The following is a 21,781-nucleotide window of genomic DNA, read 5'->3' as shown; positions in this document are numbered from 1 at the left end:
CTACGGGCTCTAAGCCCATTGAGCCGGATGCGTTTCCAGAACCGTTTGCCGATCATTGTCCTTACTATCCGTTGACCTCCTCACACGCCGTCGTTCCGCTCTAGCTAGCCGGTTTAACGTACGCGACAGTCAGTAGCGGATCTCTGTAATCTTCCTTCTTGGTCTGCATTGCCCAAAGGCTGCGGGCCATCTTGTTTGCCAAAGCTATGGCAACGACCATTCTAGGTTTACGTAAAAGCATCGCATGAAGCCACGTTCCATGTACTGGCGTCTTTTTACTTGCCCAGCGTATTATCGACATGGCACCGATTATAAGCAAACGCCGAATATCACGCTGCCCCATTTTCGATGTGTGTCCCAAAATCTGCTTTCCACCACTCGAGTGTTGGCGCGGCACAAGACCCAACCATGCAGCAAAATCCCTACTGCGCCTGAAAACAGATAGCGTAGGGGCAAATGCTTCAATGGCCATAGCCGTGATAGGCCCTAGACCGGGCATGGTCATCATACGCGATGAAGCGCCAGACCGTGCGGCTTCTTTCTTTAGGACAGCCTCGAGAGATAGAATCCGCGTCGAAAATGTCTCAATCTGCTCAAGGTAAATGCGTGCCGTTTCCACTATCAGCCCGTCTACCGTATCTTCTGCCTGGTCAATAAGTTGCCGGATGCTTGAAAGATTCCACAAGCCTTTTGGCGCGATAAGGCCGTGTTCAGCCAGATGTGCCCGTAAGGCATTTATCGTTTGGGTTCGTTGACGGACAAATAACTCGCGTGTCCGGAAAACCATTGCGCGTGCTTGCTGTTCAGGCGTTTTAGGTTCGACGAAGCGCATCGTTGGACGCGTTGCAGCCTCAGCGATAGCCTCCGCATCAGCAACGTCATTTTTCTGCCGCTTCACAAAAGGCATTACATAGGCGGGTGGGACCAGCCGGATCTCATGACCAAACTCACCGATCTTGCGTGCCCAGTAATGGGCCGTTGCACAAGCTTCCATGGCGACGATGCAGGGTGGCAGCTTTGAAAAAAATGCTAAAAGTTGTCCGCGTGTTATTTTCTTACGCAGAACAACACTGCCGTCAACGCGTGCGCCATGAACCTGAAAAACCTGCTTTGCAAGATCCAGACCGATAATGCTAATCTCTCCCATGGATATCTCCTCTCAAGTGACGTTACCCAACATCACCTTGGCACATTGAGATGCCGTTGGCAGGGGGTATCCACACCATCACTTCTACGTGGAAATCAACAGATAACTTTCTGACCGTTGATGCCACCGGCAGCATTTATGTCTTCGATTGCGGCCTCAATGCCTATGACACCCGCCTGCCCAGCAAGTGCGGACGGCGATGCCGAAAGATCACTATTGAACCCAACCTTAATGTCCTCAGCACAAGCAGCATGGGCTAACAGCGTCGTTGCGAGCGCGATGATCCTGTGGTGTTAGATTTGTTAACCATAGTTCCTCCCGGAAATGCGGCCAACAAGCACCCCTCTGTACTCTATTTCGCTCGCATCCACACAATCAAACGAGATACCGATGTCAAGTGTACGACACGAGTGTTGAGTTCAGTCTAATTTTGGGTCAGTTTTTAAATTTTTTGTTAACCCAACTCGTCACGTGTAACTTATTGAACCCGAGCAGAATTCCGATTTTTGTTGAGTTATCTTGAAATGGAGAACTGGCTCAAAGTCTGGTGACATTTAACATCTAGAGTACCGAAAATCTCAAAGCATTCGACGACGGACTATCAAAATCAGTTAGTAAATTTCAGAACTAAGACTGTTTTACTGTATTTTGATTGTTATAATTCCATTTATACATCAAAAAACCATTTAAAATCTCATAATATATTTTCATCTTTCTGTTATAATTGGCTATACTAAGAAAATTGACCTTCAGTCGGATACGTCTCTCATCTCTGCAAGCTTCAAAGATTCAGCATTATCCCACAGCCGCCGGGCAAGAACCTTATCATAGGTAATATACTGGTTTAATCTCTCCATACCGAGTGACTGCGCCAAAGTTGGTTGATCGGAGAGAAGAGATATGCCCAGTCCGACCTGGTTGTTCGGCACATGGAACCCTAATGCCTCCAATAGGGTGGGATAGATGTCGAGCATTGTCCCCTCCTTTTCGATAGCAGTTCCAACAGGCTGGTCGAGGCCAAGCATAACAACGTAGTTGAACCGCTGATGAGCGTTCAGCTCGTCCCAGACATCCGATTTCATAGAAAGGTGATCGCTTGATATCGCGACAATCGTATTGTCGAGGAAGCCTGCAAGGCGCGCCCGTTCAAGGAAGCGTCGAATTTCAAAGCCCTGGCATTCCACGGCATAGAGCATTGGAGAACCTGTTATCGGTCCCAATTCAGTTAAACAACTAGCAGTCGGAAAGCCGGTCGGAAAGTGGGCGGTGATTGTGCTCAAAGCGAGGAAATATGGGGCTTCATTCTTCGAGAGTTTGGCAAGTTCGTCGAATGCAAGCCCTAACATCGTGTCGTCATAAAAACCCCAGAAGTTTTGATAATCAGACGATTCCACTGAGTAGGTATCAGGACCTTCAATCTGGACGTATCCGTGCTCGCGCATAAATAGGCCCGTGCCAGCAAATTTTAGCCAAGCGCTGTTAAGATAGGCTGTATGATAACCAACACTCTGAAGTATGTCTGCGAGGCATACCGCGCCTGGCAGGAAGGTTGACTGCGTTTCGAACTTATTCTCTGCAAAAAGGCCATTTGGTTGCAGCGGCACTCCACATTGAGTTGCAACGATGCCTGCCATAGTCCAGCCCGTATTGGCAGCCTGTCCAATTCGAGTGAAGGACACGCCGCTTTTGGCAATATCGTTCATCGCTCCGAAAACGCGTTCACCCGTAGCCAATTGACCAAAGGTGCGCTCACCACTTTCAGCATAAATGTAAAGGAGGTTTTTGCGCCGGCCTTCTACCTGTTTCAGGTTAGAAGAAATTGGGGAATAATACGCAATTATTTTGTCGGCATCGCCAGCGTGCCAAGAGTGATCAACTACACCGAGGATCAGCGGCGATATACAAAGAAGTGGTATAAATGCGATGCGGTCCACCCAAATCAGCCGAGTATCGTGGCGCGCGATTTGGTGAATAGCTAACAGCAGCAGCACGGCAACAGTAAAGTAAATCGCCGCCAGCCATACAACTTCATACACCGCACCACCCTCAACTCCCGCAGTCATGTGAAAGAGCACGGCCCCAAGGTCGAAGGAACCAAAGGCGTCTATGAACCATCGATAAATGATAAAAAGGATAAAGGGTATCGAACTAAGCAGAAAGAAACGCCGTCGGTAAGCTTTACGCTTACGTGCAGCGATACCCATTAAAATGGCACAGCAGAAAATTACAATAGCAATGCCCCAGTAGCGCCGCATCTCATAGAACACCGTCTTTCTTAAAAAGAAAGTCGCCGTAAACGAGAACATCAAAAGATAAAACAAAACGCGTGCCGAATAGACGTTGAGCAGTCTAGCCACCAAACCACGGATGTTCCTGTTCATTTCTATACCCCCGCTTCGCGTCCTCATTGGTCTTAGCAATGACCCTGAAGCGCAAACTTTCCGGCGACCTATAGCTTGATAATTTCTTCGCGGGAAGAGTAGATGATGAGCAAGCAGGGCATCGTCTGCCGAAGAACACGTGTTGATCTCAAAAATTGACACATTTTCCAGCTAAGCCGATACGGTGAACATGTGAGAGCTGTCTCACCGCTTGCTGAAGGCTTGTAGAATTCGCGCGAGCAATTTCTTATTTCACATACTAGCCCTCTTTGAGCACAGTATAAGGCTAATGGGCGCAACCCTCACCGCCTTGGTGCCACAAGAGATGTGAAGCGCTTTTCATCGATACAACAGTTGAACATAAAATTGGAATAAATCCATATACCCTCAGCATTAACAGCTGCCGGTAAACGATGTAGCTGATAAAGTGTGGCGAGAGGCTTGATGCTTCGCAATTTCTTGCGACTATGTTGAAAGAAAACAACCTTAAAGCACCATTGGAAAGTCCATTATTGGCTGATTATGGTAGAACAAAGATATTTTGGGAATCTGATAAACGAATTTTTCACTCCACTTATTGCTGGTATTATTATAACGTTTTTCGTGATGCGGTATGGGGGATTGTTGCAATGGTAATTGGATTAATTGACGTAAGGTTTTGGTGTTTGCCGCTGCTTTTGCATCGTTGCCATAAGGGATTATAAGCAGAAAGAATTAGCGCAGTCTCAATAAGGATTAACTGTTTTTGTTAGCGGTAGAAACTAAGGCGAGCAAAAGATGGCTTCGAAAATTAACTTCACCGGAACATATATTTCCGGTGTCAAGCTTTTTTTTCGCGTTTTTACTATTTTTTATAAAAGCTTCAATAATTGAAACAAATCTGCTTTCGTTTGTAATCATTGAAGTCACGGCAACAACGCTCGTTCTTTGTACAATATTTGCAGTTTTACATCACGCAGAAGTAATTGCCCAGAGGGTTGGGGAACCATATGGCATGTTAATTCTGACCTTGGCTGTCACTTGCATCGAAGTTTCGATAATTATATCGATGATGCTGCACGGCGAAAATAATCCCACGTTAGCGCGCGAGTCCGTCTTTTCAACGGTGATGATCGTCTGTTCAGGAATTGTAGGATTGGCGATTACTCTTGGCGCGCTGCGTCACAAAAGGCAAGAACTCAAAACTCAAGGCACTACCGCATTTTTGTCTGTGCTAATCGCTACCACGGGCTTAACTATGATTCTACCCAATTACACACTATCGGCTGGATCAACTGGTACATTCACGCCGATTCAACTTATGTTCGTAGCTTTGCTGTCATTTCTTCTATACGCGTCATTTTTGATCGCACAGAGCAAGGGTCAAAAGGATGATTTCATTCAGTGCGCTGCTGACGAGCAATCCAGAGCGCCGGATTCCGATTCCAGTATGCCAGCGCATTTTATATTTTTGATGACTGGTTTATTTGGAATTGTTCTTTTGACCGAATTCGTCGCATCAGGCGTCGAAAACGGACTAGCTTATCTCAATGTTCCTCAAACAGATGCAATCGTCGGTGCTTTGATTGCAGCAGTAATATTGTTGCCCGAAGCGATTTCAGCGATCAGAGCCTCGCTCAATAATCAACTTCAGCGTGGCTTGAACATAGCCTTAGGGTCAGCATGCGCAACAATAGGTTTGACCATACCTGCCGTCGCTATCGCAAGTCTTGTCGTCTCTCGTCCACTGAGCTTAGGGCTGGACCACGGCGACATCGTTTTGATTTTGATGGCCTTATCAATGAGCGCCTTAAGCTTTGCCACTGGCCGAACCACTCTGCTAACCGGTTTGTCACATCTCGTAATATTTGTCGCCTACCTGATGTTGATAGTAGTTCCTTAATAATTCAGCAATGGCGTCCGCTTCGTCTCAACGACTGAGGAGACTGCAAACGCATAGGCTGGCAACCGATTGCGTTTGTGAAGCATCTGCAAAATAGTTTCGTGGAGAAATTCAATTCCAGTTTTCGTGAGATCTCAATGAACGCCGTTTGCGATAAATTAGTCGCGGAAAAGCGGAGCCCATCCAGTACACTTGGTTCGCCGAAGGCTCCAAATCAAAACTAATGAGCCCAAGGCCAATGTCTCACGCAATTAACGCCTAAGTAAAAACTAGGCTCGTCGTCATCATAATCCAGCGAGTGGTGCAATCCTAATTATCATGCGGCAATTAAAGACGCTTGGTATCCTCAAAAAAACAGTTAATTTACCAAAGATCGGTCGCTAGCGATACGGGCGGTTATTCCGATATTATTGCAGCTGCTAAGACAGAAGTGCTAGCCCGCGCCAGCAGGTCAGTTACGTATCCCCTCACAATGCCCAATTGTAGCCTGCCGCTTCATCAATCTTACTTAATTAACCATGTAAATATTGTGTGATGGTCGATTACCCGGCAGTTATCCACGACAACGGATCCCATTTTCACCAATGTTTAAACAGCTCAATCCTGTTAAACATAGATAGGCTTACAACAATTTTGATCAGTTATATAAAACTTAATTACCTTTCCACAATAATTATCTTATATATAACATAATTCCGATAATAAAAATTTTTGATTAATTGTATTTCATAAAAATACTTATCAATATATAACGTTATTATTCCCCGAATAAATTATAAGAAAAGTGAATTTATATTTTACAAAATTTGACTTTATTAGCTTTTATTGTAATGTTCGCGGTATCGATTTTCCATAAAAAAGCACCATAAATGTCCAAAAATGAACCCCAAACAATTACATCAGAACTCACGGCTCACATCGTCTCCGCTTTCGTGTCAAACAACCAAATTCGGGCGGATGAACTGGTTGAAGTGATTAAGTTGGTACATAAAGCGTTCGTAGAATTGAGAATGAGTTCACTCGGTTTTTCTGCGGTAGAAGTTTCTTCTGAGCCTCCGAAGCCCTTTGTAACAATCAAGAAATCACTCGCAGATGATCACATCACATGCCTATTTTGCGGTAAAGCTTATAAGTCTCTCAGAAGACATATCGGCGCTCACCATGGTCAAACACCTGAAGATTATCGAGCACTCTGGAAACTGCCAGATGATTACCCGATGGTTGCTAAAGAATACAGCAAAAAGCGATCGGAAATCGCGATCGCAAGCGGTCTTGGCACATAGCTGAATAGACTACCAAAAATAAAATCCAAGAGCCCGGGGGGTATCTTCAGGGCTTTTGTTATTGTGTGTAAACTCAATTAAACGACTTCTGCAAAATTTACAGAATGCTTACTATATAGGAGAAGCCAGCCACTTATTCCCCTTGCTGCCATAAATACACCGATAATAAAGGTGACCGGCAGAGTGAACTCGCACATCATCTCCAAAAATGTAAGATCTCCAATATTCAGCTCTGTCATCAGATCAAACTCTGATGATCCGTACCCGTATGACAACGATAGTATCTCTATCGAAATGGCTGACGCACAAACCAGCAAAAGCGCTACTGCTTTTATGAATAACAACGGTTTACGGGTCAAATTGCGATGAACTTCAGTCATCCAGAGAAAATCTTCCTATAAAATAAACAACTTAACATTAATTTTTTATCGGCAATTGAAATTTAATAATTATGCGCTGACAAAGCTGTGATAATGAGAGATCTCCTAAAAATGTGTGTTGAGCGTCAACGATGAAAAAATCAAATAAACCGGTTAGCTAAATTGCCGATTGCACGTTTTCGTCTACGACGCTGCGCCAATGCGAATAAACAATCGTCCAGTGGTCAGCAGGTTTCTGAGCGATAGTAGAGAAACACCCATGGTCATATAAGTTTCGCGCACAGGGCTTGGATAAAAACCAAAAAATACAACACTCTGTAATGCTGTTTTTGTAAGAAAGCCTCGGCGACCGCAAAGTCCACCGAGGCTGCGCTCGTCCGATTTGGGTGTGGCTTTGCGCGATCGCAGTCTTATAGCAACTCAAATCGAATGAAAACCTCTAACGGAAATATATTACGTTTAAGATAAACGAGCCCGAAACCTGACCTAAACATATGTTTGGAAAGCAAGAAAGGTGGCTCGGGAAATCCACACCGTCAGGATAAGCGGAATTTCTAGCTGACTTCGGCTTAAATGCCGTGAACACGAGAAATCAAGACTAGTCCACCGGGGCGCAATCATAGCCGTGCTTTAAGGCAAAGGTGGCGCTTGCCGGGCGGAAAAAATGATCGACCGCGAGCATAAGCTGTCCGTTGTACGTCAGGCGAGACTTCTCGGTTTCGGCCATTGCTGTGTCTATTATCTGCCTCGTCCAGATCCTGACGGCGCTCTTGATTTGATGCGCCGGATTGACCAATTGCATCTCAACGACTCGTTTTCTGGAAGTCGGAACTTGCAAGAAATTTTGAGAGGCGAAGGGCCACAAGCTGGGCGGCTGCAAGTCGCCACGCTGATGAAAAAGATGGGCATCGGGCCGATCTATCTCCGCGAAAACACCTCAAAGCCAGCGCCTTAGCACTAGACCGTGTTCGAGGCCCGCACTGCCATCTGCCGATATCTCACTTTCATCAATACCCACGGCCCACAGTCATCCCTCGACCGGCAGCCCCAGGATCAACCTTACTTCAACTCGCTGGAACCTATGACGGTTGCGGCACAATCGAGGCGGGATCCACTCAACCAAAAGACCGAAACTGTTCAAACAAACCAATCACCTCAAATGAGGTTTTGCCTTCAACTATCCGCTCTTAAACTGCGCAAAAACTTGTTCTAACGCACCTCACGTCGACGTCGTAGGTAGACATTTCGATCAGTTTGTATGACCTCGTCGAAAACATATCAATTTGTCGACTAAACCAGCTAGTGCCACCAACTGCCTTGGTGAAGGCAAAAGATCCATGACTTGATTGCCCCGAGTTTAAACATTCTGCGCTCTAACTCGTGAAAATAGCAATTGAGTAATGCAAAATCCACCTACCCTCGCCTTAAGCGTTAAGGAGCGCAAATAACCTCCAGGAGAAGCGATATCGTCAATCTTTTGTAAAATAAACGCAATAGCCGCTGTTGCACCTTGTAAGCCCAAGCTGCGCACTGCGTTGATATAAGCATCATGAGATATGCCAAGGAACGATGAAACAACACGGGATGCATCGATGAGATCTCTCCAGCTCATAACGCGACAAGACGCATAGGCTTTGATATCAGGGAAGGCTCTGAGAACGAGACCGAGTGAAAGAGTTTGATCTTTCACTAAGCGGCATTTTTGATGGTCAAGGTCAGTTGTCTCCTTTTTCAAATCAAAAATTTCTTTTACATTATCTATATGAGATTCTGACAGTGACTCTATTTGCTGCCGTTCAATTTGAGCGTCATTGCCGCTCACTACTCGGTCTTTATCCATAGTTTTCAATAAGATAGTCAAATCTGATTGGATAGCTTCTAAAGACGTCTTAATCGCTGCTAGTTTCGCTCCTGATGCACGACGCGGAATACAATCAACGACCTCACGGAACAGCGTAAACAGTCCATCCGCCTTCGTGCCGGTGTGTTGTTCAAATACCGCTGCAAGTTCCCTGCGGATTACGGAAACCTCATCACGCATACGTTTGATCACACGTTGTTCCTCAAGAATGCGGTTAGCCGCGTTCTTGATTTCTGATGATCTTGCAAACAATGGTGACAGGTCGAACCCATAAGCTAACTCAACCTCCCCTGCCCCATTCTTGTGAGCATAACGCTTGCAGTTAGGACTGTCTTTTCGCGTGATAATGCCAGCTTCAATCAAAGATGCGAGATGTCGCCTGAGCGTGGATTCAGGCATCATGTGAGCACGAATTGAAATCTGCTTGTTCGATGGAAAGACAACGAACTTTGATTTCGACGTGATCACGTCATCGCAGAGAAATGACAACAATGAATTGAGAACTGTGAGGCATCGGTCGTTGAGTCTGAATTCAGACTTAGCGATACACAGATGCTTGTACAATTCCCATTTCTTGATGTCCTCACTCTTTGCTTGTGATGAGACACATTGGGTCATTCGACTGCGAATAGCAGACGTGACCCTCTCCAGAATTTGCATTTCTTTGCCCTCAAAAAATTAGGCAAAAGAAGTCCCACGCCAAAACTGCCGTTTAAATTCTTGACAAAGATTCTGAGAAATGCGATTCGTAAGTTGCTTAGAAATACTGATCAGCTCTCTCAGACGAAAGTTTGCGGGGGCTTTTCTTTTGCGGTCTAGTCTCCAGTTTTCGGTTCTGACTGCCTGAAGTTTTGAAATAAGGTATCTAGATTCTCAGATATCCATCTCCCAAAAGCTTCTGCACTTTTCTCTGATAGTTCGATAGATATTTTCTTCGGTTTCTGACTCATCGAAAAGCGAACCGAATTATCTTTCGATCTCCAGGTGTTGATTGGTGTCTCCAATGTTTTCTTTGGTGTTTTTCCGATCATTTTCAATGTTGTAAGCAAGAATGTAAACTTGTCGTCAGCCTCAATAAATTGCGGTGACGATATCAGTTCTTTTGCTTTAGCTGCGATAGTTGGTTTAAGTACCCGTTTCTTTAATTCTTCCCATCTATCACGCCCTACTCCTTTGGAGGCTCCGAGAGCTTTCAAAACCTCAATGGGAATGATTTCAGCCACTGAAAGCATGCGAGAAAGAAGTGTGTCATCCACGGTCAACGCTGTTTTGATAACATCCTTAGACATACCACTTTGCAATAGATTGCGTGCAAATAGAGCTTTTTCGATGAAGGATAGATCTGCGCGAGCAGTGTTTTCCTGTCCCTGTGCAATTACATGTTCAATATCCGCTATTTGTTTGATAACGGCGCGAACCCTAATGCCAAGTTCGCGAGCTACTTTTGCACGGCGATGTCCGAAGACGATCATATAGCGTCCAGCATCATCAGGATGAGGACGCACTAAAATTGGTGAGAACTGGCCTGAAGTCTGGATAGCATCACGCAGAGCAACATAATCTTCGTCATCTTCACCAATGCGATCAGCCACAAATGAGCCATCTAGCTCAGATGTATCAAGTGAGACAACCGTCTCTCCGTCCAGTATCTTTAAGGAGGTTTCTGCGAGATCATCCAATGATTGAATCATTGAACGTGATGCACCACGCTTCGCGTAAGATGCTCGAACTTCAGAGTTTGAAATTGAAGTATCTTCACCGTTTTCTGCATTCAAAGCAGCTGTAACGCTTGATAGAAGATTTTTTCTAGCCATTACATACTCCGATTGATGGTGTCATCTTGCTGAATACATTTAGTTTTTTAAACGTTTGCACGGCTGTCAAAACTACTTTCTATTCCATGCAGCATGGATCAGAGAAACAATTTCTGAATTTACAGCATTCAAACTCTCAATCGCTCGTTCGTATGTTGAACGCGTGAACTGAGATTTTTCCACTTCGTATAGGGTTTGCTTGGTAATGCCAGCGTCCGAAATTGCCGTGGATTTGAGCATCTGGCTTTTGAGCATTCTCTTGTTGAAAAGAGCTTGAAGGAATCCGACCATTTGCGCCTGCGGCTGGTCTGTGGGTTCATATCGAGTGACTAGATAACGAAACCATTTTAAACGAACGGTTGCTCCTGCGCTCTTAATAGATTCGAGAATTCCGCCAAGCATTAGCAGAAACTGGCTCATCGAGAGCACATCAAGCATCTGCGGATGAACAGTAATCAAAACCGCAGTCGATGCTGTTAGGGATGTGAGCGTAAGGTAGCCGAGTTGAGGAGGGCAATCGATCACGACAACATCATATTTGTCATCGACCTCCTTAAGAGCGTTAGATATCCGAGTGAAGAAAAGGCGACCTTCAGGTGAACTCTTGTTTGAGGCTGCTAATGGGGTTTCATACTCATACTCCTGCAACTCAAGATTTGCGGGAACGATATCGAGACCTGGAAAATTTGTTGGACGGATCAATTCTTTAATCGACTTACGTTCGTCGTCATAGCGCAGGGCTTCATACAGAGACGGGTTGCGGTCGAGTTCAGGTTGAATACCATGCAGCGATGTCAATGAAGCCTGAGGATCAAGATCGATTGCTAGAACACGATGACCGGTTAAAGCAAGGTACTGAGCTAAGTGAGCGGCGGTGGTTGTCTTGCCGCTGCCGCCCTTAAAGTTAACAACCGAGATCACCTGCATTTCTTCGCTCGCGCGTCGATGCGGTACATAGCGCTTAAAATCTGAACGACCATTTTTGTCGAGATACTCACGTAGTTCGAGCATTTGTTCGGCTGTATATGAACGACGACCGGATGATGTCACCTGTGGCTTGGGGCCTTTTCCGTCCAGATGCAGCTTCTTAATATGGTTCTGGGTTACACCAATAAACTCTGCGACTTCTACTGATGTAAACTGACGTAAATTCTTTAAAGCGTTCGGTGGGAACTGCTCAATGCGCAGCATGTTGAGCTTATCTGAGATAAGTTCGCCATTATCAAGAATTTCCCGTCCGAAATCCAGATCAGCACCGATGCCGTTTTCAATTTTCATTTTCAAGAAATCCAGAATAACGCTTTTCTGAGCTGACATGCTCTATAAGCGTTATTTATCTTCGATTCCCGAGTGTTTGCAAGAGGTTTTTAGTTAATAGGTGGTTAACGTTCGTTTGAACTCTATTAAGACATTGATTTTACTTATTAATATAACGATTTGCACGGCTGTCAAAAAAGAATAGAACACTTCATGAAGAGTAAAGATATCGGATTAAATGAAATATCGAACCGCGACAAGAAAAATGGGTTAGAAGTTAGAGCATGGGGAGGGCAGCACTGACCAGAAGGACATCAACGCTGTAATCGTAAGGCAATAACTGGGGAAGCCTACCGAATTGCCATTGAGCAATAAATATAAAAACAGATTATTAATTTTGGATGTTCAAGCAGCTTAATCGTAGTGTTTATGTATTACATAATACAACCCTATAGGCTCTTTTAGTCCTCTATCAACAGGGTAGGGTTCTTTAGTAATCGTGCTAGGCTGAGATTTTATTCTTTTTTCAGGCCCGAAGATTACTGCAGCAGCTAATTATAGATGCTCGGAACACGACCTGGCAGCGATCATAGCGGCCCGCAGTTCTTCGACAGTCGTTCAATCGTCCGAACATGATCTCAATATGATTGCGCCGCTTGTATCGGCGTTTGTCATTCTTGATAGCCTGCTCGCAGTTTTTGCGTCTCGGGATGCAAGGCTTTATCTCTTTGTCTTTTAACCGTTTTCTGAACCAATCTGCATCATAGCCTCTGTCAGTGAAAAGCCAATCGTCCTTGGGTAAATTCTTGAATAGGTGTGCTGCTCCTTCATAGTCACTGATTTGCCCCGCGGTGACGTTTAACCTGATGGGGCGACAGTGTGCATCGGTGAAGGCGCGCAATTTGGTATTCATGCCGCCTTTCATCCGTTCGATCTGTCGTCCAACACCACCTTTATTAATCGCAAACTGGAAGCTGTTAGGTGCGCTTTCCAATAGTTCGTATCCATTATGATGCTCTTTCCGACCGAGCGTTTGGTAGAGAGGCCTCCCACTATCTGAGCAAATCCCCTTATGACACCAACTTCTCCAACGATTATAGAGCGTTTTACAGTGCTCGTATTCCCGCGGGGCGTCCCACCACCGTAACCTATTGCGAAGAATGAATATAATTCCACGCAAAACACGCCTGTCATCAACCCGTGGGCGTCCATGGCTCTTTGGAAAAAGGGGACGAAGGCGTGACATTTGTCCTTTGCTTAGCCATTAGAGATTATTCATTTATAAATCTCCTCAGGCGAAACTGAATCAGCTCATTATTTTAAAGTCGATGGGTCTTGAGCCTAGGCCTATGTTACTAGAAGGGTCCATCGGCAAGCGGAACGATCGCTTAACTAAATCCACTGCGATGGAGCATTTTCAGCCCGCGAGCGCGGTTTTGTTACGACCGGAAAGTGCGCTGTTCACGCCACGTGCACCATGGTTAATTTGGCGTCGGGGACAACAGTTCGCGCTGTGGCCAATACCACCATGGCTAGAAGGCGGGTGGACCACAAATAATGATAGTTTTAGCAATTGGATTTATTCCGCTGTCATAAACGGCGAGGAGCAAAACGTGCTATAACGGATTTCTGTTGACGCACGGCGATTAAGCGAAAAACGGTAAGAATTATTCGAAAGCTTCGAAGCTGATGAATAAGTTGCCTCACATGTCACGACATGTTCTTCGCGATAACTGCTGTAGAGTTACTATGGGAGCCAGAATGGATAAAGTGCTCGCTACTCAGATAGCGGTCCTTTGATAATGTTCAATATGGTGAGGCCAAGTATATAGATTTCCAATTTGAAGAGAGGTTCAGACCTTTCACTATGCCTGCTAGGGAACTGTGTTATCTCTGCGTCGTGTGAGGCAGAATTTATACACTTAGAATAACAGTGCAAGGTTTTTTGCTACCTGTAAAGCCGCCCGGGATGTTACTTTAAGAATGGGTGATTATAAGTCAAATGTGGATAAAAAGAAGCCCCGTTGACCGCAAAGACCCCGGAGCTTCTGCACTCGACGTACTCGCGGGAACATCGAAGGGCAGATTAATCATAACGGCGAATTCAAAAAAGAAAAGCCCCATTCAACGGGGGTTGATATGGGGCTGCACGAGATTGAGATTGGGGTGACAATCTTGCGCAGCTTAATCATCTCACAAATTGTGGAAAACACAAGCGATAGAATAACACAAGCGGTGCCATCGCTCGACTTTTGGATCGGCAAATCCATGAGCTATTCAAAGTGCCATTGTGCGTCGGACGCTTCGCTTCTGCTCGCGTCTGGTTTGGGATGTCACTCACCCTAGCTATGGAGCCGGCCAAAGCTGTCTTCCGACTACTTTTGATGAGCGTCGATGATTTGTGGCAGGTATCATCTCAATTGCCAAAGTGTGGACTTCTGCACTTCGATGAGTCACAGCTGTTGCCGGTTTGCGGGCTCAAATCAATAACGTCGGATAAGTGGATTGGCTCACCGGCCAATTATCAGAGCATTTTTTAAAGGCAAAACGCCTGACGCATCGTGTATCTAAGAAAGGCATCACAATCGTTATTTGCCTTAACGATCATGCTGGACTATTTGGCGACAATATCTTGCGTTGGATTGTCCTAAACTGTCAAGCATCGGCGCCACTTCCAACGCCGGTACAGCTTTGCTGAATAAGTATCCCTGGGCCGCGTCACATTTATTTTTTTGCAGGTAACTAAGCTGAGCCTCGGATTCAACACCCTCAGCAATAACCTGTATTTCCAATTTGTGAGCGAGGCTGATAATTGCAGCCACGATCGCTTCATTGCCTGCCTGATTTCCTAGGCCGAGTATGAAAGACTTATCAATTTTGATCTTGTCGATGGGAAAATCACGCAAGTGAGACAGTGATGCATAGCCGGTTCCGAAATCGTCGAGCGCTATTTTATAACCTGCATCTCGAAGACGCGTCAAAGCGGCCTTAACATGGTCAGTGTCATGCCCGAGAAATGCTGTCTCGGTTATCTCGATCATAATGCTGGTAGGGGGAATTCCTGATCGATCAACTTCAAACAGGAAAAAGGAGGGAAAATCCGGTTGTCTTAACGCGGCGTCACTCAAGTTAAAGCTAATGATCCCGGGGTTTAATCCTTGATCAAGCCATTTGACCAGATCGCGCAGCAAATGCCCAAGGATCGCATGATGGATGAGAAGTGATTCACGTTGATCTGTAAACGCCGATGCAAAAGAAGCTGGCGTTAAGATTGTCCCATCTGACGCTTCAATTCGAGCGAGTGCTTCAAATCCAATTATGGCTCCGCTGACAAGGTCTAATTTTGGCTGATAGTACGGCTTGAGTGTGCCCTCAGTGATCGCCTGTCGTACAACAGTTAGGTCGGTCTGCTTCGCATCAAATTCTAATTCCAGACTATCGTGAAACTGGACTGCCACCCCCTTTCCTGTATTCTTCGCGTCATAAAGGGCAAGATCTGCGCGTTTTAGTAGCGTACTAACAGATTGTCCGTGGCTTGGAAAACTGGCAATGCCAATTGAAACACTCACTGAACATTCGTGATCAACTGCCGTGATGGGCTTTTTGCCAACTCTGAGCACCTCATTCGCAAAAGCATGCGCCCTCTCTTCGGTCGTGTTCGAGAGAATGACAACAAATTCATCACCTCCAAGTCGGCCGCACAAGCGTGAACCTTTGATTGCAGAAATTCGCCTTCCGATCGCCTTTAGAACTACGTCGCCAGCACTATGCCCAAGAGCATCATTGACAACCTTGAAACCATCAAGGTCGAGCAGTATAAGGTGTATTTCGGCTTTTGTCTCAGCAGCTTGTTGCAACTCATCGTTTAATACTTTTTGAAACAGTGTTCTGTTGGCAAGTCCAGTCAGCGGATCGTAATGCGCGAGCTGCCACAGCTTTTCTTGAGCCAAATGCTGCTCCGTCACATCTTGTGATACACACAGCAATCGAACCGGATTTCCCGCTAAATACTCAACCTCAGCCACCGATCTTACCCAGCGTTTCTTGCCGCTCGAAGTGATAAATTCGCTTTTAAAGTCAAATGCTTCGCCAAGTTTTATTGTTCGTTCAATCTGATCCATGGCGTCGCGACGAGTTATTTCTGTGTAGCAGCTCAATACCGTGTCGAGATCTACAAGGTTACCAATAGGAATTTCGTATATTTTGTAAACAGCATCAGACCATGTCATATTCATTGTCGTTAGATCGAATGCCCATGCACCGACCAAGGCGATGTTTTCAATCTGCATCAGTAACTTATTCTTAGTCTCTGTAAGCTCTCTTACAGCGGATAATTCTCGTTCTCGAGTTTTCCTTGCTGTTGCCGGATAAATTGCGTAAGTCACACCGGATGAGTGACGCAAGGCGCTGATTAACACGTCTTGCGCAGCAGTTTTATCCCATGTAATTTTAAGAGCGACTTCGGTAAAGCCGCCGTTGAGATGGATCAGTTGTTGCAAATAGGCGCCAAAATAAATCCTTGCGGCAGGCGCCAGAATGTCTTCGATCTTATGCCCGACGAGTGTTTGCGAAGCGCTTAAGCTGAGCATCGCGGCTATATAAGGATTTGCTTCGGAGATCAGCCCGTTAATATCGGTAAGAACTAACCCCACAGGCGCAGTTTGATCAATAAGCGTCGGCGTCGGCGTCGGCGTCTCGTCCTGCTCATGCGACATGCGCGATGTGATCTCCACGATGCTGCAAATACTCAGCAATTTTCTTAGCCGTCTCTTGAGGATTACTCACATGAGGACAATGGCCTTGAGCTTTCAATCTAACCAATGTCGAAGATGCAAGTTTTTCAGACATGTATTTACCGACGAAATCAGGGGCGATTAAATCATTTTCGCATTGCATTATGAGACAGTCATTTTTGACATGATTTAATACATAGCGTGAATCCGACAAGAAAGTTAAACGGGCGAAATGCTTAGCAATGTCCTCGTTCCACCTGCAAAAACCACGTGACAACGAATGCGCCAACTCAGGTCTATCAGGATAGCCCATGATAATCGGAGTTATCGTATCTGCCCAATTTGAAAAGTTATCTTTCATAAGTTCGAGGAGATCGTCGAGCTGTTCTGTTTCGAAGCCTCCGTGGTAATCAATATAGTTTTTATAACACGGTGACGGCGCGATCAGGATAAGGGAATCAAACATGTCGGGCCGACGGCTTGCCGCAATTAATCCAATCATCGCACTGACGGAGTGACCGACAAAGGTGAGGCGAGGGGAGTTAAGTTCGTCGCAGATTTCAATCAAGTCCGTGGCGTAACCGTCGAGTTCGGAATGACGAAGCTTAGGATCGAAGTGGGATATGTCCGATTCACCTGCTCCAGTTATGTCGTAGACTACCGTTCGCGCAACAGATCTCAGCATGGGCAAAATAGGTTGCCAAATCCACTGATCGCAGCCATAGCCGTGCGAGAATATAAGCACGTTCTCGCTTGAGCCTTCTATAGCGACCGCATGCCGCGACAATGCACTTTTGTTCATAAGCATTCCGTCCCATCGAGCTCAATTGGGATAAACAGTGATGTTTATAAAATCAAACTAATTCTATGTTCCGGTTAGTTTATCGCAATATTTATCGGGAACTGGAAGGGGAAAGTTTATTGAAATCACTCCTATCACGGTTCCATTAATTGCAATTCACCTAGCTGTATTTTTGTTTGTAAGATCATTTTTTTGGATTATGGTTTCCTTATGCCGTCTCAAATTATCACAAAAATAACTTCGCAACTTCAAATCCTGAGATACTTGCGGTTGCACAGATTATATTATAAACGCTTAAAATGTGTGGCATTCACAAAAGCGAAAACTTCCTGAAATTTAAATGCGACGTCGCGAAGACGGCTTTCGAGAGAAGTTTTGCTCCCAATTATCTCGAAATCTCTTCGCAGCAGATTTGAGCGGAAATCTTCTTGATTTTTGTACAATCCAGAGTTTTAATTTTTCTCTCGACGACAGGAGGGGGAAATGCCTTTCAGAGATGAGATGTACTATGGTTCATTCCGTCCAAGTGAGGTTGATATTCTGCAACAAGCTTTTATCGAATGTTGTGCTCTATTGGAAAGATGCCCCAAAACCCATGAGTTCAGTGCTAGAATGGCGAAATTGGTAATTCTTGAGTTCGAAGCTGGCAACAGAGATCCATATCAGATTGCCAAGCTGGTAGCCAATGCGGAGACCAAAATCAGTTCGATTGATTGATGGTTTGACTGAGCGAGATTTTAAAAAAAAGGCCGGGGTAAACATGCACCGACCTTTCTAACCATTGCTAAATCACCAATGCCAGTACATCTGTGGTCAAAAGCTTGAAACAATGAAGCACTTGCGAGCGGCAGAAATTTTCCAGCGCTCATCAGCAATGCGGTGATTGAATGCATAGATTGGTAATGTATTCTAATAAAGTTCAATCTATTGGTTTTTATCAAAAATATTCACTATTTTCGCATTTCTTGTGACAAATTTGATGGTACTCATGCGAAATGTAACGGTGGTTTAATTTCCGCTGGAATCTACAGGCGACCTCAATGATAATAAGCAACGCTCTCAACTTTGAGCGCATACACTGACAGGCATATGTATTGGAAACTGAAGGGTTGAGTTTGGGCTCCGACTTATAAAAGGAAAACTAAGTGACCGTTTACGGCACGTACACGCTTCGTAGCAGCCTATGAATATAGCCGAACATGCCTCATACCGATGAGTGCTGGGACATCTAGCAAAATTTTAAGACGCATCGAGCGCGACATAGCAATTGCAGCCTCTGCACAAATCGTGGCTGAGATGAAAGTTAAAAGCGATGGCGCTAATGGCTTGCCGTATCGCCTAAGCGCTCAACCACGTTGTCTGAGGCCTAAAGCTCAGAGCCTGAATCATAATGAATTTAACGATATCAGGCTCTTGCGATGCGCCGCGTGAGGAAGCGTATGTTTGCGATGTAGACCCACGCTTCGGAAGAAGCGATGGTTTTCTCGAAGTCTTTGGCCAGTCTGCGACACCGTCCCAGCCATGCAAAAGTGCGCTCTACAACCCATCGGCGTGGGAGTAGTTCGAAACCTTCAGCGAGATCGGAGCGTTTGACGATTTCCAGTGTAAACTTACCGACCTTTTCCAGCCTGCCTTTAAGCTTTGGTCCTGCGTATCCGCCATCAGCAAAGATATGCCGCAACCATGGCCAACGTTTGAGAATTGTTTTCAAGACATCCGGTGCACCGTCTCTGTCCTGAATGCCCGCCGAATGGATCACGAGGCCAACCATCAAGCCCAGTGTATCAACCACAATATGACGCTTGCGACCGTTGATCTTCTTCCCCGCATCAAAGCCCCGTATGCCGCCACTTTCCGTGGTTTTCACCGATTGGCTATCGATTACGCCAGCGGTCGGGCTGGGCTGCTTTCCGGTCAACTCACGTGCTGCCATAACAAGTGTGTTGTTGATGGTCCGCAGGATGCCGTCATCTCGCCAGCGGTAGAAATATTTCTGCACAGTGGAAAATGGTGGGAAGTCGGTTGGCAAAAGCCGCCATGCCCCGCCAGAAGAAGCAATATAAAGTAGTGCATTCACCACTTCTCGCAGGTTCGTCTTTCGAGGGCGCCCAAGCCGTCTGGGTGCTGGCATCAATGGTTCGATGATGGACCATTCGGCATCCGTTAAATCACTTGCGTAACGTGAATTCCGACGTTCATACTGTCGGCGAGCGGTTTCAGTCCAGGTCATCGTGATCTCCATCGTATGTCAGAAATCCGATTGAATCATAACCCACTGAAATCGCTCAACCCTTTTTGGAACAGGCTCTCAGATCATACAATCAACCTTGCGGCTTTCCCCGATCTGCGTTCGGCATCGTTGTAGTAGTTTGCGGCCTGATTGACCGATTTGTGCTGTGAATGCTGCATGGCTTCGGGGAGGGGAATACCTTGCTTTGCTGCTTCTGTGAGATAGCCGGAGCGCAAGCCATGCGCACTGAAGGCTTTTGGATCGAAGCCCGCCTGTGTAATGCGGGTTTTGAGGATCAGGTTGACGGCTTCTGGCGTTAGTGCGCGCGATTTGAGGTTGCCCCAGCGATCAATCGCCCGAAACACCGCGCCATCCTGAATGCGGGCACGCTCAATCCACTGCTTTAAAGCGATTACCGGACGACCGATCAGCAACACAAACGCATCTTCATCCGCCATTGTGGTTTTGGTGCGCCCGAGATAAATTTTGAGGCAGGGGAGGGGAGGGGCGTCGATTTCATCGGACGGGGCCGGCACAGGCGCTTCATCATGCAGTTGACTGATACGAAGCGCGGCGATTTCACTGCGCCGACGGCCGCCAGAAGCAAAAGCGGTCAACAGCAGCGCTTTATCGCGCAGATCGACCAGACCATCGCTTTTGCAGGTCCCTAGCAGTGCAGATAAAATATCAAGGCTGATGGCCTTTTCACTCTTGCGCTGACGTGGGCGCTGACTTGCACGCACAGCGAGCCGCAAAGCACTTTTAAGAGTTGGCGCATTGAACGCACCTTGTAATCCACGCCAACGGGTCAGCGTTGACCAACTGGCCAGCCGCCGCTGCACCGTCGATGGAGCATGTGGACCGATCGAGCGCAATAATCCCTTTGAGCGCAGTGCTGCGCCAATATCAGCGGGCATGCCATGCGATGGATCTGTTTCTCGTTTGGCAGGATCCCACAAATGTTGCGCCACAAACTTAATCAGCAAGGCTTCGGGTGCTGGCCAGGGCAGGGGTGAGCCGGTTGAGCACAAGGACCAGGCCTCGAGATAGCCAAGATCCGATGCCAGAGCCCGCAACGAATTCGCACCGATGCCTTGTTTGGCCAGATGCCGCAGTGTCTCCACGTCATCGTCGGTCAACAATCCGGCGAGGAAATCCCGCCGGTCAAACGGCAGCACTGCTTCCAAAGCATCAAGTGCTTCGGCGCGATGTATTGCCAAATTATTGCTGTCCATAATCACCCCATCGATGATTCAGGATGAAGTTTAAGGTCGGTTTGACCAAAATCTTGTCCTTTGAACAGGAGCGGTGCTCTATTGACGGCCGCGACAGCGTAGGAAAAGCAGTCACCCATATTGAGAGCTGCCGGATGACGGCCTGTGCCGAACCGTTCAAATGCTTGCTCCGCCGCACGATAATGTTTCTCATCGAAGGCAATAGCTGTGGTATTGGGCAGTTCTGACAGGTGGTCGACAATGGCGGCGGCGTTCACAAAGCCCTTGCCGGTTAGCACCATGCGAGTTTCCAAAAGCGTCGGCCAGCCGATGAGGATTGCCTCGCGCCGCACCAGGTGTTCAAAAGATATAGCTTCCCGCTCGCGAAGCGCTATCGCCAGGATAATCGACGTGTCGATAACGATCATCGTGGCAATCCGTGCTCATCGTAGATATCATCATGGGCAGAGGTCGTGCCTTCTGGCACGTCCCGACGGCCTTCAGCCATCAGATCCAACAGCGCGTCCATCGGGGTGAGCGCCTGCTGCTGGCGTAGTTCCTGATCGTAGCGCTCAAGCGCTCGCTCGACGAGCTTGTTGATCGGCTGGCCGGTGCGTTTTGCCAGTGCATGCGCCAGATCACGCGCCTTGGAGCTGCGCACAGATAGTTGCGGTTCGGACATGGCCTTTTCCTTCAAATTGCACGGAAAGCTTAACAAATTCTTCCATTGGTGGCAAGATTACAGCACGTGATGGCTAATTTCCGATAAGAGGTACTTATCGGAGGTGATTAACAAA

The 21,781-nt window shown here is 46.4% G+C and carries 17 protein-coding genes and 1 pseudogene; 4 read left to right on the top strand and 14 right to left on the bottom strand.

The features are described from left to right. Positions 1-100: 100 nt before the first annotated feature. The 3 genes from CEV31_RS18130 to CEV31_RS18120 form a co-directional block, all read right to left on the bottom strand. Positions 101-1,147, bottom strand: a complete 1,047-nt coding sequence (locus tag CEV31_RS18130; protein ID WP_094509205.1) for an IS110 family RNA-guided transposase — start codon at positions 1,145-1,147, stop codon at positions 101-103. A gap of 95 nt (positions 1,148-1,242) precedes the next feature. Next, a complete protein-coding gene (locus CEV31_RS18125; RefSeq protein WP_235818155.1) occupies positions 1,243-1,380 on the bottom strand; it encodes an ABC transporter substrate-binding protein in 138 nt (45 codons plus the stop codon). A 516-nt stretch (positions 1,381-1,896) separates the two neighbouring features. Then, positions 1,897-3,528 carry a sulfatase-like hydrolase/transferase gene (locus CEV31_RS18120; protein WP_169717396.1) on the bottom strand — a complete coding sequence of 544 codons (1,632 nt, stop codon included), beginning with the start codon at positions 3,526-3,528 and terminating at the stop codon, positions 1,897-1,899. A gap of 745 nt (positions 3,529-4,273) precedes the next feature. Here CEV31_RS18120 and CEV31_RS18115 point away from each other — a divergent pair. Together CEV31_RS18115 and CEV31_RS18110 are read left to right on the top strand one after the other, a co-directional pair. Then, a complete protein-coding gene (locus tag CEV31_RS18115) occupies positions 4,274-5,410 on the top strand; it encodes a calcium:proton antiporter (RefSeq protein WP_094509201.1) in 1,137 nt (378 codons plus the stop codon). A gap of 869 nt (positions 5,411-6,279) precedes the next feature. Continuing rightward, complete coding sequence (locus tag CEV31_RS18110; protein ID WP_094509199.1) at positions 6,280-6,693, top strand: MucR family transcriptional regulator; 414 nt, start codon at positions 6,280-6,282, stop codon at positions 6,691-6,693. A gap of 77 nt (positions 6,694-6,770) precedes the next feature. On the opposite strand, the gene CEV31_RS18105 is transcribed toward CEV31_RS18110, so the two are convergent. Continuing rightward, complete coding sequence (locus CEV31_RS18105) at positions 6,771-7,073, bottom strand: hypothetical protein (RefSeq protein ID WP_094509197.1); 303 nt, start codon at positions 7,071-7,073, stop codon at positions 6,771-6,773. Positions 7,074-7,734: 661 nt separating this feature from the next. Between CEV31_RS18105 and CEV31_RS18100 the strand changes: the two are divergent. Beyond that, positions 7,735-8,025: pseudogene (locus CEV31_RS18100) on the top strand (IS3 family transposase); the annotation flags it as partial. Between the two features lie 405 nt (positions 8,026-8,430). On the opposite strand, the gene repC reads toward CEV31_RS18100, so the two are convergent. From repC to CEV31_RS18065, 6 genes are all read right to left on the bottom strand, one after another. Next, positions 8,431-9,594, bottom strand: a complete 1,164-nt coding sequence (gene repC, locus CEV31_RS18095; RefSeq protein ID WP_094509193.1) for a plasmid replication protein RepC — start codon at positions 9,592-9,594, stop codon at positions 8,431-8,433. A 155-nt stretch (positions 9,595-9,749) separates the two neighbouring features. After that, positions 9,750-10,748, bottom strand: a complete 999-nt coding sequence (repB, locus tag CEV31_RS18090) for a plasmid partitioning protein RepB (protein WP_094509191.1) — start codon at positions 10,746-10,748, stop codon at positions 9,750-9,752. A gap of 72 nt (positions 10,749-10,820) precedes the next feature. Then, complete coding sequence (gene repA / locus CEV31_RS18085) at positions 10,821-12,026, bottom strand: plasmid partitioning protein RepA (RefSeq protein ID WP_094509211.1); 1,206 nt, start codon at positions 12,024-12,026, stop codon at positions 10,821-10,823. A 505-nt stretch (positions 12,027-12,531) separates the two neighbouring features. Beyond that, positions 12,532-13,251 carry an IS5 family transposase gene (locus CEV31_RS18080; protein WP_235818154.1) on the bottom strand — a complete coding sequence of 240 codons (720 nt, stop codon included), beginning with the start codon at positions 13,249-13,251 and terminating at the stop codon, positions 12,532-12,534. Between the two features lie 1,351 nt (positions 13,252-14,602). Beyond that, positions 14,603-16,720, bottom strand: a complete 2,118-nt coding sequence (locus tag CEV31_RS18070) for a putative bifunctional diguanylate cyclase/phosphodiesterase (RefSeq protein ID WP_094509189.1) — start codon at positions 16,718-16,720, stop codon at positions 14,603-14,605. Further along, on the bottom strand, positions 16,710-17,540 hold the full coding sequence (locus tag CEV31_RS18065) for an alpha/beta fold hydrolase (RefSeq protein ID WP_169717395.1): 831 nt from the start codon (positions 17,538-17,540) through the stop codon (positions 16,710-16,712). The genes CEV31_RS18070 and CEV31_RS18065 overlap by 11 nt, the downstream gene beginning before the upstream one ends. Before the next feature lie 483 nt (positions 17,541-18,023). Between CEV31_RS18065 and CEV31_RS18060 the strand changes: the two genes are divergently transcribed. After that, entirely contained in the window at positions 18,024-18,257 is a 234-nt protein-coding gene (locus CEV31_RS18060) for a hypothetical protein (RefSeq protein ID WP_094509185.1), read from the top strand. A 688-nt stretch (positions 18,258-18,945) separates the two neighbouring features. Here CEV31_RS18060 and CEV31_RS18055 read toward each other — a convergent pair. From CEV31_RS18055 to CEV31_RS18040, 4 genes are all read right to left on the bottom strand, one after another. Beyond that, on the bottom strand, positions 18,946-19,770 hold the full coding sequence (locus CEV31_RS18055) for an IS5 family transposase (protein WP_079213458.1): 825 nt from the start codon (positions 19,768-19,770) through the stop codon (positions 18,946-18,948). A gap of 83 nt (positions 19,771-19,853) precedes the next feature. After that, complete coding sequence (locus CEV31_RS18050; protein ID WP_094509183.1) at positions 19,854-21,005, bottom strand: site-specific integrase; 1,152 nt, start codon at positions 21,003-21,005, stop codon at positions 19,854-19,856. Between the two features lie 2 nt (positions 21,006-21,007). Next, on the bottom strand, positions 21,008-21,412 hold the full coding sequence (locus CEV31_RS18045) for a type II toxin-antitoxin system VapC family toxin (protein ID WP_094509181.1): 405 nt from the start codon (positions 21,410-21,412) through the stop codon (positions 21,008-21,010). Then, a complete protein-coding gene (locus CEV31_RS18040; RefSeq protein WP_094509179.1) occupies positions 21,409-21,666 on the bottom strand; it encodes a type II toxin-antitoxin system VapB family antitoxin in 258 nt (85 codons plus the stop codon). Before CEV31_RS18040 ends, CEV31_RS18045 begins: the two co-directional genes overlap by 4 nt. Between the last annotated feature and the right edge of the window lie 115 nt (positions 21,667-21,781).

It is taken from the genome of Brucella thiophenivorans (assembly GCF_002252445.1).
GTDB lineage: Bacteria > Pseudomonadota > Alphaproteobacteria > Rhizobiales > Rhizobiaceae > Brucella > Brucella thiophenivorans.
The sequence above is the reverse complement of the archived record's forward strand: the minus strand, read 5'-3'. Positions and strand labels throughout refer to the sequence as shown.

Bases quoted from the DNA above. Each gene is read 5' to 3' on its own strand.
- CEV31_RS18130 (WP_094509205.1), bottom strand. From the start codon at position 1,147: ATGGGAGAGATTAGCATTATCGGTCTGGATCTTGCAAAGCAGGTTTTT.
- CEV31_RS18120 (WP_169717396.1), bottom strand. From the start codon at position 3,528: ATGAACAGGAACATCCGTGGTTTGGTGGCTAGACTGCTCAACGTCTAT.
- CEV31_RS18110 (WP_094509199.1), top strand. From the start codon at position 6,280: ATGTCCAAAAATGAACCCCAAACAATTACATCAGAACTCACGGCTCAC.
- CEV31_RS18105 (WP_094509197.1), bottom strand. From the start codon at position 7,073: ATGACTGAAGTTCATCGCAATTTGACCCGTAAACCGTTGTTATTCATA.
- repC (WP_094509193.1), bottom strand. From the start codon at position 9,594: ATGCAAATTCTGGAGAGGGTCACGTCTGCTATTCGCAGTCGAATGACC.
- repB (WP_094509191.1), bottom strand. From the start codon at position 10,748: ATGGCTAGAAAAAATCTTCTATCAAGCGTTACAGCTGCTTTGAATGCA.
- repA (WP_094509211.1), bottom strand. From the start codon at position 12,026: ATGAAAATTGAAAACGGCATCGGTGCTGATCTGGATTTCGGACGGGAA.
- CEV31_RS18080 (WP_235818154.1), bottom strand. From the start codon at position 13,251: ATGTCACGCCTTCGTCCCCTTTTTCCAAAGAGCCATGGACGCCCACGG.
- CEV31_RS18070 (WP_094509189.1), bottom strand. From the start codon at position 16,720: ATGTCGCATGAGCAGGACGAGACGCCGACGCCGACGCCGACGCTTATT.
- CEV31_RS18065 (WP_169717395.1), bottom strand. From the start codon at position 17,540: ATGAACAAAAGTGCATTGTCGCGGCATGCGGTCGCTATAGAAGGCTCA.
- CEV31_RS18060 (WP_094509185.1), top strand. From the start codon at position 18,024: ATGCCTTTCAGAGATGAGATGTACTATGGTTCATTCCGTCCAAGTGAG.
- CEV31_RS18055 (WP_079213458.1), bottom strand. From the start codon at position 19,770: ATGACCTGGACTGAAACCGCTCGCCGACAGTATGAACGTCGGAATTCA.
- CEV31_RS18050 (WP_094509183.1), bottom strand. From the start codon at position 21,005: ATGGACAGCAATAATTTGGCAATACATCGCGCCGAAGCACTTGATGCT.
- CEV31_RS18045 (WP_094509181.1), bottom strand. From the start codon at position 21,412: ATGATCGTTATCGACACGTCGATTATCCTGGCGATAGCGCTTCGCGAG.
- CEV31_RS18040 (WP_094509179.1), bottom strand. From the start codon at position 21,666: ATGTCCGAACCGCAACTATCTGTGCGCAGCTCCAAGGCGCGTGATCTG.